Here is an 18,103-nt window from a genome sequence, read left to right as displayed (position 1 = left end):
CATTCTGTAAATCCCTTATTGTTATATTTAAAATATATAACCTAATTAAAATTTACACAATTATCTGTAAAGACCCCTATAAATTCAATACTTAATGGCTTATCTGATAATCCTACTGAGACTACTTTACAGAAGCTAGCAAATTTTTTTAAAATATCTATTGAACAAGTCAAAGGTATAAAGCCAGTATCTTTAGAACAAATTGAAGATAATATAGCTGCAAGTAAAGTCCCTCTTCTTTATAAAAGACATTTAGAAACTATTACTTCTATAGAAGATAATTCAAGTAAGTATAAAATCAACTCTAAATTTGATAATGAAAATCAACTCTGTATTGAGTCCTTTGGTGATATTAAATTTGACAATAAAGAAAGGAACTTTAAAATTTTCTTTACTAGCAAAAGGTTAAATAATAGGCAAAAAACTGTTTATTATGATAAAGAAAATTCTAATATGTTCTTTTGTAAAGAAGTTATTAGAAAAGAGAAAGAGTATTTAATACTTGATGATATTTTTTCAAAGCCAACATTAAAAAGTAGCAACTATTTAAGAATTGGATATTTCTTATCTATATCAGTTAAAGACTAGTCTCTCTTGCAAGCACTATATAAACTCTTGGTGAATCTAAAGTCACTACTCCATTGTCTGATTTATTTTCAAGATATTTTCTAATTTCGCTCAAGAATGATTTTTTAAATTCTTCTGTAGGTATTGTTTTATATGCTTTTTCAGATAAACAAGGTATAGCGGGACCTGATCTAAATATATCCATTGCTTTATCTATTGTAACTGTATGATAATCTATATGATAATTAAATACTTTCACACTAAAATACTTCTGCTCATATAGTATTTTTAAAAACTCTTTTTCACTTACTAGGTTAGCTGGAAAATCAAAACCTTTCATTTGTTCTTTTGTAGACTCGCATAACTTAGTATTATCTATAGCTTCACTAAACAAACCACACAGCCTTGTTTGAGCTTGTATTGCTATATAGCCATTATGACTCAAAAGATCATTACACTTTTCAAAAAATATCTGCTTATTTTTGAAAAAGTAAAAAACAGAATTACAAAATATAAAATCAAATTTATCCTTTGCATTAAAATTCTCAAATGTTGAGCATATAAATTCACTATTAGCACTATATTTATCTTGTGCTAATTCAATCATCTTTTTTGAAGGATCTATTCCTAGATATCGTCCTTTATCACTCATCATAGATAAAAGTACGTCTGTATTTACTCCTGATGCACAACCGACATCTAAAACACTTTTATATTTATGATCTACTCCTATTAAATCTAATAATCTTTTAGAGGCATCATTTTGTGTAATAGAAATATTTTTATAGTCTTTAGCAACCTTATTAAAATTCATTAGTTACCTCTCACATTTATTTCTTATAAACTATATCTTTATCACTATACTCTAAATCCCAAAATTTAAAAGGATTATATGACGTTGTGAAATCGATAATTTCAATCCCCTCAATCTTCTTTATTAACCAACATGCACCATAAGTTATAAATATTGATAACACTTCATAAAGAACTTTAAAAATAAGTAAATCTATTTGCATATGCATTAAAGTCATATTGTGGAATTGCCCCCAAAATGCTCCTAAAACAAATATTAAAGTAAATACAAATTCACCTATACATGTAGCTCCTATAGTTCTAAACCATAAAAGCTTACCATTAGTCATTTTCTTTAAATTACCAAATATATACGCATTTGCAAACAATCCTAAAAATATAGCAAATAAATTAACAATAACATTTCGTATATTTTGACCCAATATAAAGTTATAGAATCCTGAATATATAGAATACATCTGATCATGGGTCATATCTGGAGATACTCTATGAAGTATATTATATATTGGCATTGGTATTTCTTGTGCAGGTAAAAAATATAATGTTATCAATGACATACTAAGTATAGCTATCTGAGTTATTATTATAACCCATAATAATTGCCTAATTCTTTTATATCCATATACCTCTTGTATAATATTCGCAATAAAATATACAAGAGGAAATGATGCAGCTCCACCGGGCATATCCAACCCAAAAAATAGCATCATCCTGTGACTTGCAAACATTGTAAAATCATAAGCACAAATTGATAGCCCTATAAGAATAGGAAAAACTATATACTTATTTTTAATTTTAAAAATTTTATTATTTATGCGTATATCCTGATTATTTTCATATTGAAATAAGATAACTTTCCGCATTATATTATCCCGATCTTCTCTAACAAATTTATTAACCTCTTCAGGATTTTCAGAAAAATAGGATAAAGGTTTTGATTTATCTACTGTTTTAAATCTAATTGAATATCTAATATACAGCTCACCATTAATCTCATCTTCACCTGTCCATTTATAAGATCCTTCAAAAAAATTTCTAAAAAACAGGATTATTGACTGCAATAAACGCAAATACATAAAGCTCCTTTAAATTATCTTACTACTAGGAAAAGGATTTATATTATATAGATTTTTCATAAAAATATGAAAATACATCTTTAACTAATAAAAAAATTGTTACGAGTCAGAATCACTGTTTAAGCACGTAAATTATTAAACAAAATCATCTGCTATTTATAATTGGTTAATAAGTATAGGTAATAATTAAACCTGTCATTATCAGAACTCCTTATAGTTCAAACATATATACACAACATGAACTCTGATAATGGCAATGTTTTGGATAAATTCTTCATCCCTAAAGACTTTATCCAAACTAAGTCCTTGGTAGGTAATATTCTTGTCATCATCACTCGCCGATACAGCCTCTGAATGTTACCTACCTTGACTTGAATAATTTTGAGACTGCTATATACCCTATTAACTACAGCAAATGTTTTGTTATAATAGGGGCTGTCATTATTGGAGGATATATAGAGCGAGGTATCAGGTTTCCTTTAAATAATTTCTAATAATGACTTAGAGTATATTTTTTATCTATCTTACCAAAACAAATTTGATCTCATAGGCTTAATAGACAGAACAATCATTAATATGATATACCCATACCATGGAACTAAGCTAAGTACAGGCAATAGATTTGCCAATGTACATCCTAAGAAAAACATACTAAAAAACAATAGCGTTTGATAAGCAGGATTATTAGTTTCTACATAATGATGAATCTTATCTAATAATGAGCCTTGAATAGTAAATAGATGAATAATAATTGGTGCCATAGCTATTAAAGCTATAACGATATCAAATATCCAACTCATATTCATAAGAGCATAATAGTTTGTGGCTATTAATACCCCCACAAGAAAATATACAATCTCGACTAAAATTATATCCAGTAAAGAAAATTTATGAAGATTTTCTGATATATATTCTTCTTCAAACATAATTAAAATCCTTATAAGTTATAATAGCAGTTATGCATTTACAATTATATCTTAACGTCTATGGCTAAATTTAATATATTAATAAATTTTCTCTAAAACTCGATTTTCAGCTAAAAAATTGAGTATTCTATGTAGAAATTATATCAACTTTGTACTTGATACACAATTCCATGTGTTTGTCATGTGGTACGCAAAATATTAAATAGATATCAATATTTGTATGTATAATACTCATTCACTCTCTACATCAATACTACTTATTATAGTTTTGATGGCTTCTTCTGGTGTTTCAGGATAGAGACTATAACTAGATATATTAAAGTATTTTGATAATTCTTTCTCTATAGCAACTTTGTCTTTTTTCTCAATAGTCACTGTTTTAGATGATGTAAAAAAACTAGAATATTGAGAAAATTTATACAACCTTTTTTTTTCTTTATCATATATATCCTTATATAAAATCACATATGCATCTTGGGCAATTACTCTTGGAATACTAGGAGATAGCCTAACTATAACAGGCTTATACATGCTAACAGAATTCACTATATAATTTATTTTCTCATCTAGACTAAGATTATTTTTTTTACTTTTATTTCCAATATCATTGATAATATCAGGATAATTCTTTTTAAATTCTGCAATACTTTTTTCATTTATCTTAGGAAGATTATTATAGAGATTATCATCTTCAAAAGTAACTTGAGATAATTTATTATTAGGGTAATGCCCTCCAAAAAATTTTTTAGTAGATTCTCTACGCTGAGACATATCTACACTATGGTGTGCATACTGAGGTTCTTCACCATCAAAAATATAAATACATCCGTCTTTATCTTTTTGATCTTTATCTTTAACACTAAAAAATAAAGCTACTAAAAAATTACCTGTAATATCCAATAATCTTGTAGGCATCCCAAAATGTTGTAATTCACCTAATAAATCAATACTATAATTAGTTTGACTTTTCCCTAAAAGTTCACAATATTTTTTAATCATCTCAATTTCATATTTAACGACCCCTTGATCTTTATCTTCTTCATAACCCCTAAATATACTAGGTATACATTCCCAATTTTCATTTGCTTGTCCTCGGAATAACCATTTTTTATTTTTTGTTGTTACATCGCCGATTTTTTGATACATTCTTTCAATGTAGTCTGCTACTTTAGATATGGGTCTTTCCATCATTATTTAATTTATTAATGTTTTTAAATAAATAATATAAAAATGGCTATAATATTTCTAGTAGATTATGTGAAGGCTCAACTTTGACACTACATGGTTATTTCATGAGTTTACCCTGATTAGGTTATGTGCTTCTATTTTTTATTAAGTTGTTTAGTAATTTTGTTAATTTCTCTATCAATAAATTAAATTTTATATAAATATGTAGTACCTCTACAGCACCCCAATAAAAACACACATCACGATAAGATTTGTATGAAACCTGCTTGAAAGTATTGATATATAAGACTTTTTTAATTGGCATCCCGTAGGGGATTCGAACCCCTGTTGCCGCCGTGAAAGGGCGGTGTCCTAGGCCTCTAGACGAACGGGACATAAGACTTTTTAACCACTGTTTCCAGCGATATGAGGACTATTGTACTTACTTTTAAAACTTAGTCAAGGTTTTTATCAAAAAATAATTAATCTTTTTAAACTTTTATAAAAAATAAACTTATAACTATCAAAAAGTAGTCATATAGATATAAAATCATTTAAGTATTCAGGGAAAAATGGCCTACCACCTTTAGCTGGTATGCAAGTAATTTCACATCTATTAGTACTAGCAACCTTACCATCTACTCTAATTTCTTGATCTGCTACAAACTTAACCTTAGATAATTTAGTAAATTTATTAGTAATCTCAACTTCACCTGCAGTGATAGGTTTTTTAAATTTTATATGCTCATCGAGCAATATAGCATTAATACCATCTTTAGCAAGTTCTTCTACTGTTTTACCAAATTGAGCAAAATGCTCATGCCTAACTATTTCATAGTAATATGAATAATGGATATTGTCTAAAATATTTTGAAAATCAATATGCTTATGGTCTATATTAATCTTTTTTGTATACATTTTAATCTCCTAGTGGTAGTTATTTTTTTATTACTATGAAGTTACTTAAATATTTGTAAGCCCAATGTAAATTATTTTGATTTAGTTAACCCTTCTTGCCAAATATAGATTGGCAAACATATAAAGTTAAATATAGAATAAATCTAGAAAAAAACTTACCGGAAAGTAAGTACTAATGGCTTTAAGCTAAACTATTTGCAAAAGTTTTTTGTCTTAATAAGAAGAAATAACAAACTAACATTACAACAAAGAATGCTAAAATTGAAACTACTGAATTTAGTTCATTTACTCCTTGGAAATATGCGCCTATCACAGTTAATATCATATAAAGGAAAACACTCCATGAAGATGCGAATGCTTTTTTGACACCTTTAGCTGAACGATAGTAACTCAAAGCATAAACCACAAATAATATAACATGTATAATCAATGAGAATGTAACAGCCTTAACACCTGACTGTATTATCAGATAAGAGACTAAAAGATACACAAACCCACTTAGTATACGCCCACAAGGAACATGGAATATATCTCCTACTTTCTTCATTTCAGTGTTTAGCTTAACATATGCAATAGGTATCGCAACACAAGTCAACAATTGGAAAACTGCAACCACAATCATCAACTGCTGCCAGCTTCTAAAGAATAAAACTATACCTATACATATAAGTAAGCCAAAAACCAATGATCTTCTAGAAAGATTAAATTGCTCATGCATTTTTGCAAAGAATTGAGGCATCTGCTTATCTTGAGCCATTCCAGTAAATATTCTTCCAGCAGAACCTGCATAAACTGTAGCTGTTCCAGATGGACTGATTGCTGCGTCTATGTACAAACATATTGCAAATACATTTAAGTTAAGAAGTAACATTAGCTGAGCTAGTGGCGATGTGAAGTTTAGTTTATGCCAACCATTTGCTAATAGATGGCTAGGTAACGCTCCTATGAAAGCTACTTGCAATAATAAGTAAATAATCAAGCATATAACTATACATCCCGTCAATGCTAAAGGAATATTGCGTTTTGGGTTTTTAATTTCTGAACAAAACGTTGCTATAGTTCCAAAGCCATAGAATGAATAGAAAATACCACATGTAACTACCGCAGAGAAAACTGCTCCATATCCATATGGATTAAAACTGTCATGATACGCAACAAAGTTATGCGTATTAAATGAAGTATAAATTAAAATTAATCCAGTAAGAACAGGCACACCAATTTTAAATATAGTCATAAAATTAGTGAATTTAGTAAGTGTCTTAACGCCCCAATAATTAATCAATCCATAAATAAAGATCAAAACAACCACACATAAAATACCTACATATGTAAGATCATGGTTAGAAAATATATATGGCTCTAATTTTGGATACGCTGTACTTAAATACTGAATTGTTGCCTGAGCTTCTGAGGGAATAGTCAAAAGTAAACCAACCCAGTTAGATATCGCTACAACAAAGCCCATATCTGGATTATGGCTAATTGTCAGTAGTCTACCAAATAATCCCCTAACAGGCTTAAATGAAGCAATTTCACCAAGTAACAAAGATAAGATCAAAACCATCCCTGCACCAATCAACCAAGATATAAGAGATGCTGAACCAGCTTGTTTAGAGGCATAATAAGCAGCGAATAACCAACCACTACCAATGATACATCCGACTCCAATAGCTATCGCAGAGAAAAGTCCTGGACCATTCTTTATATTTCCATTTTCCATTTTTTTTTTAGTATTTTATGTAAAACAATAAGTTTTTACAGTCTAGCAAAAAAATATTTTATTAGACAACTTGCTACAGCAAATTTTAAAATAGAAGAATTATTATCAATTAGCTACTTATTGATTAAGATGATTGTTAGTTACTATGCAATAGTATTTATCGCATTGGATACCCTTGAAACTACTTTTTCTTGACCTAATAATTTCAAAGTAGCCCCAATATCTGGAGATTGTCCAGAACCTGTAATAGCAACACGTAAAGGCATACCAACCTTGCCCATACCTACTTCACATTGCTCTGCTGTATCACCAACAACTTGATGTAATACTTGAGGATCTTGCCATTGTTCTAAGCTTAAAGCTTCAAATTTTTCTAGAGCCACTTTTAATATACCTGCTGTTGCAGCTTTAAAATGTTTCTTAACTGCTTTTTCATCATACTGAATATCATCACTATAGAAATAACTAGACTTTTCAGCAAGCTCAACTAAAGTATCAGCCTTTTCAGCCATTACAGCAACAAGCTCTTGTAAATCAGGACCATTATTAATATCCAAGTCTAGTTTTGAAAAATGATACTCAACTTCTGAACGAATATCTTCAAAGTTAGATTCTTTGATGTAGTGTTTATTTATCCATTTAAGCTTTTCAAAATCAAAACGCGATGGTGAAGCACTAATATGCTCCAAATTAAAACTTTTTATCATCTCATCAAGAGAGAAAATCTCTTGATCACCATGTGACCACCCCAATCTAACAAGATAGTTAAGCATTGCCTGAGGTAAATAGCCTTCTTCACGGTATGCCATCACATTTACAGCACCATGACGTTTAGATAGTTTTGCACCATCTGGACCAAGAATCATTGGCACATGAGCAAATACCGGAATATCAGCATTTAAAGCTTTGTAAATATTGATTTGCTTAGGCGTATTATTAACATGATCATCTCCACGAATAACATGAGTAATAGCCATATCCATATCATCAACAACAACACAAAAGTTATAAGTTGGTGAACCATCTGCTCTTTGGATAATCATATCATCTAGCTCTTGATTAGCTATAGAGATCTTACCTTTTACCGCATCATTCCAGCTTACTACACCATCTTTAGGGTTTTTAAACCTTATGACAAAACTTTCACCCTCTTTTGGTATATAGTTTTCATCACGACATTTACTATCATAACCAGTCTTAAGATTATTTGCTTGTTGATATTCTCTTAGCTCATCAAGCCTTTCTTTAGAACAACTACAGTAGTATGCTTGACCGTCAGCTACAAGTTGATCAACAACTTCTTTATACCTATCAAAATGCTTTGTTTGATAATAAGTTTCATCATCATTTTCTAGACCTAGCCATTGCATTCCATCCAAAATTGCATCAACTGCTTCCTGTGTAGATCTTTCTAAATCAGTGTCTTCAATTCTTAGAATAAATTTACCATCATTATTTTTTGCATATAACCAACTAAATAATGCTGTACGCACCCCACCAACATGTAAAAAACCTGTTGGGCTAGGTGCAAATCTTGTTGTAACCATAATTAGATACCTTAGAAATAAAAAATTGTTTAAAGATTAAACTAGAAGGTAAATTGTTTCAAGATTTTAAGAATTAATTTAATCTATAAAGTCTTAATATAAAGTAGTTATTAATCGTAAATCTATAGTTATAGGTTTATATATATGCTTTAATTTAAGAAAAACCTTCTAAGAAGTAGCAATGTCGCAAATAGGTCAACTACAGCTTAACGAAAGTGATATATTGTTTCATCATCCCATGGGCAATAGCTATCAAGTAAATGAAGTAGCTAAAAAAATAATAAACTTATTACAAAAAGATAAAACAATTCAAGAAATTATAGAAAATCTAAATAATGAATATGATACCTCTGAACAAGAGTTATACATTGATGTTAGTGACTTTATTTCAAAACTTAAAATATACAATTTAATATAAATGAAAATAGCAATAAGTGGCTTAAACAATACTGACAACCCAGCTCCAGGAATACCTGTTGCAAAAAGCTTAAACGATAAATTCTCTCTTATTGGTTTAAGCTATGATGCTAGTGAGCCAGGTAATTATCAAAAACTATTTTCAAAAACTTATCTAATGCCATATCCATCATCAGGGTTTGACGAATTAAAAGCACGCTTAGAATATATAAAGAAAAAAGATGACATTCAAATAATCATACCAAATCTAGATGCTGAACTACCTTTATATATTAAATATCAAGATCAAATATCTAAAGAAATAGGTATAAATCTCTGTTTACCTTCTCAAGAAAACTTTGAACTTAGAAACAAAAACAGATTAGACAAACTTTGCAGCAACCTAGGCATAAAATATCCTAAAACCTACCAAGTAAATACTATAACAGAACTCCATGAAGTTATAGAAAAACTTAGCTTTCCCCTAATGATAAAAGGTAATTACTATAAAGCATACAAAGTCTTTAATACTAATAGTGCCATAGAAGCTTTTTACAATATATATAATGAATGGGGTTTACCAATACTGCTACAAGAGCACATAGATGGCGAAGAGATAAATTTAGCTGGAGTTGCTGATGGCAAAGGAAATTTAAAAGGTGCTGTGGCGATGAAAAAACTAACCACAACTAATTTAGGAAAAGTTTGGCTAGGTCTAACTATAAAAAATGATTTACTTATACAAACAGCTCAGAAATTTACAAAACTAATAAAATGGCAAGGAGCCTTTGAGCTTGAGTGTATGGTGAATAAAAATAATATATATCTAATAGAAATCAATCCGCGTTTTCCAGCCTGGGTGCACTTAGCTACAGAGGTTGGTATAAACCTACCAAAAATGCTAGTGAAAATAATCCAAAATGAGAAGTTTGAAAGTAAATTAGACTACCCTATCAATAAAATATACGTAAGATTTGTTGATGAAATTATAGCTGATTTCGATGAATATAAAAATTTAGTTCTAAATAAAGAAATAAGATAAAGATGAAAAAAAAATACTCAAAACCTATAATAAATAAACTAGATTTCACAATGGCATCTAAATATGGCGGCTCACTTTCTAAACAGAAAGTAAGAGAAACTATCGATGATGTAAGCATCAATAAATTAATTGAAGAATTTGGAAGCCCTTTGTTTGTTTTTTCACAACAGCAGATGGAAAAAAAGTACAAATCTCTATATAAAGCATTTAGCTCAAGATATCCAAAAGTAAAATTTAGCTGGAGCTATAAAACTAATTATCTAAATCAAATATGTACAATTTTTCATAACTTAGGATCTAGTGCTGAAGTTGTAAGTGAGTTTGAGTATCAAAAAGCAAGAAATATTGGTGTAAATGGCGAAGATATTATATTTAATGGTCCGTACAAACCAAAGAAAGATTTGAAAATTGCTGTCCAAGAAGGTGCAAAAATACATATTGATAACTTATTTGAACTAAATGATCTAGAGCAGATAGCTGATGAGCTACAAATAAAAATACCTGTTGCAATTAGGCTTAACATGGATACAGGCATATATCCGCAATGGAGTAAATTTGGTTTTAACTATGAAAATGGTGATGCTCTAAATGCTGTCACAAGAATACATAAAAATAACAAACTATTTTTAACAGGCCTTCATACTCATATAGGTACTTTTATATTAGATACAAATGCTTATAAATTAGCTACAAAGAAACTAATGCAGTTTAAGTATGAAATAGAACAAAAATTTGAAAGTAAGATAGCGTATATCGATATAGGAGGAGGTTTTGCTAGTAAAAGTAATCTAAAAGGTATCTATCAATCACCTGACGTTGTAGTGCCAACAGCCGATGATTATGCTTGTGCTATTGTTAACACAATTTATGAACAAAATAGATCCCAAGATTTACCCGAGCTTTATTTAGAAACAGGTCGTTACTTAATTGATGAAGCTGGCTATCTTCTTACATCTGTGTATGGTTGGAAAAGGCTACCTGATGGAAGAAAAAGCTACATTATGGATGCAGGAGTAAACAACCTATATACATCGACTTGGTATAACTTTAATATCGAGACAGACAAAGATTACGGCAATATATCTGAGCCATCTACTCTAAATGGGCCTTTATGTATGAATATAGATGTTATCGAAGAAAGTATCATGCTACCTGCTTTAGATAGAAATTCTGTTTTATCAATTTCTCCTGTTGGGGCTTATAACTATACCCAATCAATGCAATTTATAAGATATAAACCTGCTGTCGTTTTGATTGATAATGATGGTAAAGCTAAACTAATTAAAAAAGTAGATAACCTTGAGACAGTTAATTTTAGAGAAGTTCCATAGATGATAAAGTTAAAAAATTTCTTAAAACCTTATAGCTCTGTACTTTTTTTAGATAGTAAATTAATTTTTATAGTCATTTTATTATCTCTATTTATAAACCCTTCTATGACGCTATGTGGAATAATAGCAATCTTAGTGAATATTATTTTTATAAAGCTAATTAATATCTCAAATAATTGCCTAACAAGCTATGAGCCCTACCTTTGTAATGCTCTATTAGTAGGCTTGGCTGTAGGCTATATATTACCTCTTTCTGTCATATCTATCTACCTTGTAGCTACTTTATCAGTTTTAACATTTATTATTTGCTATATCTTTGCAAAAACACTTCGTAGACAACACCTTCCAATACTCTCTCTGCCCTTTTCAATAATTGCTATAGTCACTTACATAGCATCAATAAAATTCTTAGGTTTTGACAATCACCTATTAAAGGATCTGACAAGCTTTGATATTAATCTACCGATAGCTATTAGTAGCTTTTTAAAAGCTCTTGGAAGTATATTTTTCCTCCCAAGTAATATTGTTGGGTTAGTAATACTATTTGTAATTTTTATTTCATCAAGAATAATCTTTTTCACAGCTATATTTAGTTATTTTTTTGGGATTTATTTTGAATTTCTTCTCAGCGGATCTTTAACCCTAGCACTAAATGACTTATATGCTTTTAATTATATTCTCACTGGAGTGGCACTATATGGAATATTCCTAGTACCAACATTTAGAAGTCTGATAATAACTCTTTTTGCTATAACCTCCACAGTTATAGTAACTAACATGTTTGAAATCATTTTAGACTATTATGCTACGCCTGTATTTACATTACCTTTTAGTATCATAACTATTGCTTTCGTTTTCACCCTAAAAGGCCTAGGGTACAAAGATATTAACCATGTTATAAAATCAACCCCTGAAAAATCTTTTTTAAGTTACTTAAATAGAATCTACAGATTTGGGCAAGCTCCTAAAATTAGTTTGCCATTTAGTGGTCAATGGTATGTTTATCAAGGTTTTAATGACAAATGGACTCATAAAGGAAAATATCAATTTGCTTATGATTTTGTAAAAAAAGAAAATGGTAAAACATATATTGGCAATCAAAATTTATTAGAGAGCTACTTATGCTTTGGCGAAAGTATTTTATCTCCTGTGGAGGGCTATATTGTAGATTGTCAACATGACCTAATTGATAATCCTATTGGTAATATAGATAGAGCAAATAATTGGGGCAATTATATAATAATAAAAAATCATCAGGAGTTATTTATAAAGATATGCCACATTATGCAGTTTTCTCTAAAGGTTAAAGTTGGTGACTATGTTTATATAAATGATGCTTTAGCAAAATGTGGTAATAGTGGTTATTCCCCAGAGCCACACATCCATATTCAAGTACAAAACTCTATATTGCATAATGCTGAAACTATAAACTTTTGTTTTGATAAATATTATACAGGAGAAAAACTATACTCTAGCACTATTCCACAAAAAGATTCTTTTATAAATTCAGTTATTATAGATCACTCAATAAGGGCTAAATTTGGTTTTATTTTAGATGACAAATTTACCTATAGCATAACCGAAGGAAAAGAATTAAAGCAAAAAGTAAACTTCATTGTAAAAATGGATAATACTGGCCAGTTATATTTTGAAGATGATTTTGAAAATAAATTGTATTTTTATAATGATCTAACAGAATTTTATTTCTATAACTATTGCGGTAAAGAGAACTCTTATTTACAAAAACTTTTTATCTTAGCCCCTAAAATACCTTATATAAATAAAGAAAACCTTAATTATAACGATTATCTTCCAATAGATTTAATTAAAAGTAAAATGATGACTAAATGGCTTGCCCTTGTTTGTGTTTTCAATAGCAAATATGCTAAGTTTCTACGAAGCTATACTTTACAACACAACGTAATTCTATCAGAAAAAGGTAAAATCAAAATAAACTCAAAAGGTCGAGGATTTGAGGAAATAAGGTATGGAGAATCAATATTAAAGTTAGAATCTAATGATTAAACTATCAAATAACTAAGCATACTTAACCTGAATTTTCATATTTCAATTATGCACTAAAAATTCTCTATACCAATCCAAAATAAATACACTCATAGCATAAATAGTTTAAAATAAATTATTAGCCTTTGCTTTGGTTTGATTAACTATAGGAGATGTTTATGTCCTTTTACTCTATTGAAAACGAACTTTTAGAAAACTATAAATCTAAAGTTGAGCTTAAATACAAAATGCTCAATGGTCTCTTCTTAAGCACGCCTCTTGACAAAAAACATAATGCAAACTTTAAATTAGCAACATTCTCTAATATATGTAAGAGTGAGCTAAAAAATGACAAGGATCCTATAGAAATCATTGAAAATATGTATCCAGAGATGTCAGAAGAAGAAAGACTCGAGACATTTATAAAATTTATCCGCTACATAGAACGACAAATAGTCTTAGTCGATGCTTTAGAAGAGGCTGCATACGATAAAACACATGATCTAAAAGGTGAATATAGTATAACTAGATTAGCCAGAAGAGTTGAAAGGAATAATAAGCAGAAAACTCTGACTAAAGTTCTAAAAGAATATAAAACAAGACTTGTACTAACAGCACACCCTACCCAGTTTTATGCTAAATTAGTCTTGCCTATTATTCATGATCTTAAGAGAGCTATCTTAGATAATGATATAAATAAGATTCAGGACATTTTCTTGCAAATGGGTAAAACTAGATTTAGCAATAAAATGAAACCTACTCCAGAAGGTGAAGCAATATCAATCATATGGTACTTAAATAATATTTTCTATAATACTATCCCAAAAATTCAGCATAAACTAACTAATGATAATACTAATATTGAGATTGGCTTTTGGCCTGGCGGAGACAGAGATGGCAACCCTTTCGTAACTGCAAAAGTCACTAAAAAAGTATCAAAGCACTTAAGAGTAAACATTTTTAACTGCTATAACAAAGATTTAAAAAGACTTATTAAGAAGCTAACTTTTGAAAATGTTCATGATGAACTTACAAAAATTCGAAAAAGACTAAAAGCAAATAAATACAATTCAGCTCAGGAGTTTCTAGATGAACTGATTAGAGTAAAAAATATTGTTGATACACAGTATGATTCTCTATTTGTTGATAGGCTTGATAATCTAATTTTAAAGGTAAAAATCTTTGGTTTTCATTTTGCAAAACTAGATGTGCGTCAAAATGCTAAAATACATAATCAATTTTTCACAGAAATTTTTAAAGAAAACTACAATTTAGACTATAAAACACTAAAAGAAGTAGAGAAAATCAAGCTTCTAATTAAACTTGCTAAGCAAAAGAGCCTTGTAGAATTAGAAACTAATAGTGAACTAGCCAAAGAGGTTCTTGAAACTATTGCTAGCATACAATATATCCAGCAACAAAATGGCTATGAAGCAATCGAAAGGTATATTATCAGTAACGCTAACTCTACTGTGAGTATATTAGAAGTCTTAACAATATTTGAGCTTTTTAATAAAAATATCAAAGGTGAAAATAAAATTAAAACCGAAGTTGTTCCATTGTTTGAAACTATGGAAGATCTAAAAAACTCGACTCAAATTCTTGATGACTTGCTAAAAATAAAGCTCTACACAGATAATTTAGAAATTTGGCATAACTCTCAAACGATAATGCTTGGTTTCTCTGATGGTACAAAGGATGGTGGTTACTTTATGGCTAATTGGTCAATCCTTGAAGCAAAACGAGCTTTGAGTAAATATCTTAGCTCTAAAGGCATCAAGCCTATATTCTTTGATGGTCGTGGAGGCCCTCCTTCACGTGGAGGTGGGGATATGTTTTTATTTTATAGAGGATTATCAAACGTAGTCTCAAACCATGATGTCCAAGTAACTATCCAAGGACAAAGTATATCATCTAAATTTGGCAACTCTAATAGCGCTCAATATAATCTAGAACAAATTCTAACATCTGGACTATATGGTAAGCTAAATCTACACAATGCTCATAAGCTAAATGCCTCTGAGCTTACACTTATAAATGAGTTAGGTAGAATCTCTTTTGAGACATATATAAACCTTAAAAACCACCCTCAATTCATAGACTATCTTACAGAGGTAACTCCCCTAAAATACATCAGTGAGATGAATGTAGGATCACGACCATCAAAGAGAAACTCTGGAGCTAAAATCAAACTAGATGATTTACGTGCTATCCCGTACGGTGCTGCATGGACACAGATGAGACAAAGTATCTTAGCATTTTATGGTCTTGGAACAGCAATAAATGCTATGGTCAAAAAAAATCAAAAGAATCTCACTATAATCAAAAACATATATAAACACTCTTTGATTATTAAAGGAATATTTGATAATGCGTTACAAAGTATTGCCCAAACCAATTTCAACATGACTAAACACATAAGTAGAGATGTTAAGTATAGTGAATTTTGGCAGCTAATGCATAACGAGCATACTCTAGCAAAACAATATCTATTAACCGTAACAGGAAAGAGTGAAGATTTCTTACATGCGAACCCTGTAAAAGCAAGATCTATTAAAATGAGAGATGATATTACTCTACCTTTAGTTATATTACAGCAATATGCACTTAATGCTTTGAGAGAAAACCCAAATCACAAGCATGAAGAACTTTTAAAGACCATAATTAAGAAATCTCTAGCTGCAAATATAAATGCTAATCAAAACTCTATATAAGCTGCTCTCTATGGTTTATACCACCTACGTATACTTTCTATCACAGCTGGAGCCATAAACTCTGTATCATCTAAATCAAACCACTTTATTTCAGAGATTTCTGCACATGGTTGTACTGACTGAGTGATTTCTCCAGCATAGCATTGTACTGACACAGTATCTGTCCTATCATGATTATCTGTAATAACTTCACCAAGATATTCCAACTCAGTGGGATGCATTTGTACATTTAGTTCTTCATCAAGCTCACGGATAATAGCTTGTAAGTGAGTCTCTCCGTCATCTATCTTACCACCTGGAAAGTACCAAATAGTATTATCACGTACTCTTACAAGTAGCATCTCATTATCTTTAACACAAAGTAACGCTGAGGTTTTTATCATGATTTATATACTTAAAAGAATAATAAGAAAATATAATTACAAAAAAATTGATATATATCCAGTATTAAAGCTCTTTTATCTTATACCAATATAATCCAACTATAACAAACATCAATACTAAATATATAGATATAATATCAGTAATAGTATGAGCATGTAAGTGGCCTTGAGTAAATGCTACCAAGCCTGATATAGTCATAGTTATAAGATACATTATAGCGGATGCAGTTCCTGAAATATGCCTAAACATTGATATACCTTTACCCATAGAAATTGGAAAAATTGAACCACAAACAAAATAAACAGTCATTGTAGCGACAATAAGCAATATAATACTATCTTGTATAAAAAAACTAAGTATAAAAAACAATATTATTAGTAAAATAAAAAAATGCGTCATCATCAAAAATATTCTACCTATAGAATAATGATCAAGAAGCTTACGGCCTATTATTGGTGCTGGTAAAAATGAACACCCTAAAAAAATTGCTAACTTACCAAAGTATGCAGGCGAATAGCCCATCACACCTTGAACCAAAAATGGACCTAATGTATTGAAGCTTATAATCATAGAATATCCTGTACCCATTGCTATACATATACTTATAAATTCTTTATTACCTAAAATCTCCATGATATTACTACGTACTTGAGATACTTGTAGTTTTGACTTTTGTGCGATAGTCTCTGGAATATAAATAAAAACTAAAATAGTTATTATTAGAGTAAGTATACCAAAAAAGTAAAATCCTGATTCCCAACCAAAATACTCTTGTAAAAACCCACCTATTATTGGACCTATTATTGGACCCAACCCCCAAAGTAAGCCTAAAGTTGGACCAAGCTTTAAAAGTTTCTCTGGAGGAAACATATCCGAGAAAATACCACGACTAAGTACACCCATAGAACCTATCAAGAAACCTTGAAGAAACCTTACTATCAGCAACACATATACATTAGGTATCAAAGGCGGTAAAAAACTTACTATTACAAATAATGTACATGAGATCCTTAGTGGTAGTTTACGACCAATAGCATCAGTAACTATTCCAATTATGAAGTTTCCTAAAGCATAGCCAATTAAGTAAATTGAGATAACCATCTTTGAAGTTGACGGATCAATATGTAATGACGCGCTAATCCCCGGTAATGATGGAGCAAATAGGTCAATACTCATGCCAGTTAAAGTAAAAAATGTCAAAAGTATAGCCATTCGTATTTTAGTTTGATCAATATGAGAAAACATTTTTCTAGAAGAAAATTTAAATAAGTAATACATTGTACCAAAAATTAATCAATAATAAGAATTAAATTTAGCAATTATAAAAATTCATAAACTATAACTTTATGATTTCTTTATATATTTTCTTTTAAAATTACCTAGGTTCTGTGCACAAAAAATATAAATTAGATTGAAAATAACTAAACCGTTGTTATTTAAAAGTTGAAAGACAGTAAATATCAAGGGTTTAGCAAATGCATTATCATATAAAAGAAGT

General features: G+C 29.8%; 14 protein-coding genes and 1 tRNA gene. 5 read left to right on the top strand and 10 right to left on the bottom strand.

All coding sequences use genetic code 11. The annotated features are described in order from the left end of the window. Positions 1–577 precede the first annotated feature (577 nt). From AB8E56_RS08535 to gltX, 8 genes are all read right to left on the bottom strand, one after another. Positions 578–1,381, bottom strand: coding sequence for a methyltransferase domain-containing protein (locus AB8E56_RS08535; RefSeq protein ID WP_329480083.1), 804 nt, complete (start codon positions 1,379–1,381; stop codon positions 578–580). 16 nt (positions 1,382–1,397) lie between these two features. Beyond that, positions 1,398–2,456, bottom strand: a complete 1,059-nt coding sequence (locus tag AB8E56_RS08530; RefSeq protein WP_329480081.1) for a VUT family protein — start codon at positions 2,454–2,456, stop codon at positions 1,398–1,400. Between the two features lie 524 nt (positions 2,457–2,980). After that, positions 2,981–3,382: a hypothetical protein gene (locus AB8E56_RS08525; protein WP_329480079.1), complete on the bottom strand. Its 402-nt coding sequence runs from the start codon at positions 3,380–3,382 to the stop codon at positions 2,981–2,983. 231 nt (positions 3,383–3,613) lie between these two features. Then, positions 3,614–4,573 (bottom strand): FRG domain-containing protein, encoded by a 960-nt coding sequence (locus AB8E56_RS08520; protein ID WP_329480077.1) that lies wholly within the window; start codon positions 4,571–4,573, stop codon positions 3,614–3,616. Between the two features lie 295 nt (positions 4,574–4,868). Next, positions 4,869–4,944, bottom strand: a tRNA-Glu gene (locus AB8E56_RS08515). Between the two features lie 139 nt (positions 4,945–5,083). Further along, a complete protein-coding gene (locus AB8E56_RS08510; RefSeq protein ID WP_329480075.1) occupies positions 5,084–5,467 on the bottom strand; it encodes a thioesterase family protein in 384 nt (127 codons plus the stop codon). A gap of 181 nt (positions 5,468–5,648) precedes the next feature. Beyond that, positions 5,649–7,187 carry an APC family permease gene (locus AB8E56_RS08505; RefSeq protein WP_329480073.1) on the bottom strand — a complete coding sequence of 513 codons (1,539 nt, stop codon included), beginning with the start codon at positions 7,185–7,187 and terminating at the stop codon, positions 5,649–5,651. Between the two features lie 143 nt (positions 7,188–7,330). Next, positions 7,331–8,734, bottom strand: coding sequence for a glutamate--tRNA ligase (gene gltX, locus AB8E56_RS08500; RefSeq protein ID WP_329480071.1), 1,404 nt, complete (start codon positions 8,732–8,734; stop codon positions 7,331–7,333). Between the two features lie 181 nt (positions 8,735–8,915). Between gltX and AB8E56_RS08495 the strand changes: the two genes are divergently transcribed. The 5 genes from AB8E56_RS08495 to AB8E56_RS08475 all read left to right on the top strand — a co-directional run bounded on the left by AB8E56_RS08495 (position 8,916) and on the right by AB8E56_RS08475 (position 16,221). Next, positions 8,916–9,152, top strand: a complete 237-nt coding sequence (locus AB8E56_RS08495) for a PqqD family protein (RefSeq protein WP_329480069.1) — start codon at positions 8,916–8,918, stop codon at positions 9,150–9,152. Beyond that, positions 9,153–10,172: an ATP-grasp domain-containing protein gene (locus tag AB8E56_RS08490; RefSeq protein WP_329480067.1), complete on the top strand. Its 1,020-nt coding sequence runs from the start codon at positions 9,153–9,155 to the stop codon at positions 10,170–10,172. Between the two features lie 2 nt (positions 10,173–10,174). Continuing rightward, positions 10,175–11,503, top strand: coding sequence for an alanine racemase (locus AB8E56_RS08485; RefSeq protein ID WP_329480065.1), 1,329 nt, complete (start codon positions 10,175–10,177; stop codon positions 11,501–11,503). Further along, the gene (locus AB8E56_RS08480; protein ID WP_329480063.1) at positions 11,504–13,528 is read left to right on the top strand and encodes an urea transporter; all 2,025 of its coding nucleotides are present in this window, start codon (positions 11,504–11,506) and stop codon (positions 13,526–13,528) included. 158 nt (positions 13,529–13,686) lie between these two features. Next, positions 13,687–16,221, top strand: coding sequence for a phosphoenolpyruvate carboxylase (locus AB8E56_RS08475; protein WP_329480061.1), 2,535 nt, complete (start codon positions 13,687–13,689; stop codon positions 16,219–16,221). Positions 16,222–16,229: 8 nt separating this feature from the next. Here the strand turns inward: AB8E56_RS08475 and AB8E56_RS08470 are convergent, their stop codons facing one another. Next, entirely contained in the window at positions 16,230–16,604 is a 375-nt protein-coding gene (locus AB8E56_RS08470; protein WP_329480058.1) for an NUDIX domain-containing protein, read from the bottom strand. Positions 16,605–16,668: 64 nt separating this feature from the next. Further along, complete coding sequence (locus tag AB8E56_RS08465) at positions 16,669–17,883, bottom strand: MFS transporter (protein WP_329480056.1); 1,215 nt, start codon at positions 17,881–17,883, stop codon at positions 16,669–16,671. Positions 17,884–18,103: the final 220 nt, after the last annotated feature.

Origin of the sequence: Francisella sp. 19X1-34 (assembly GCF_041102755.1) — a bacterium.
Taxonomy (GTDB): domain Bacteria; phylum Pseudomonadota; class Gammaproteobacteria; order Francisellales; family Francisellaceae; genus Francisella.
This window is presented reverse-complemented; position numbering and strand designations above follow the sequence as displayed.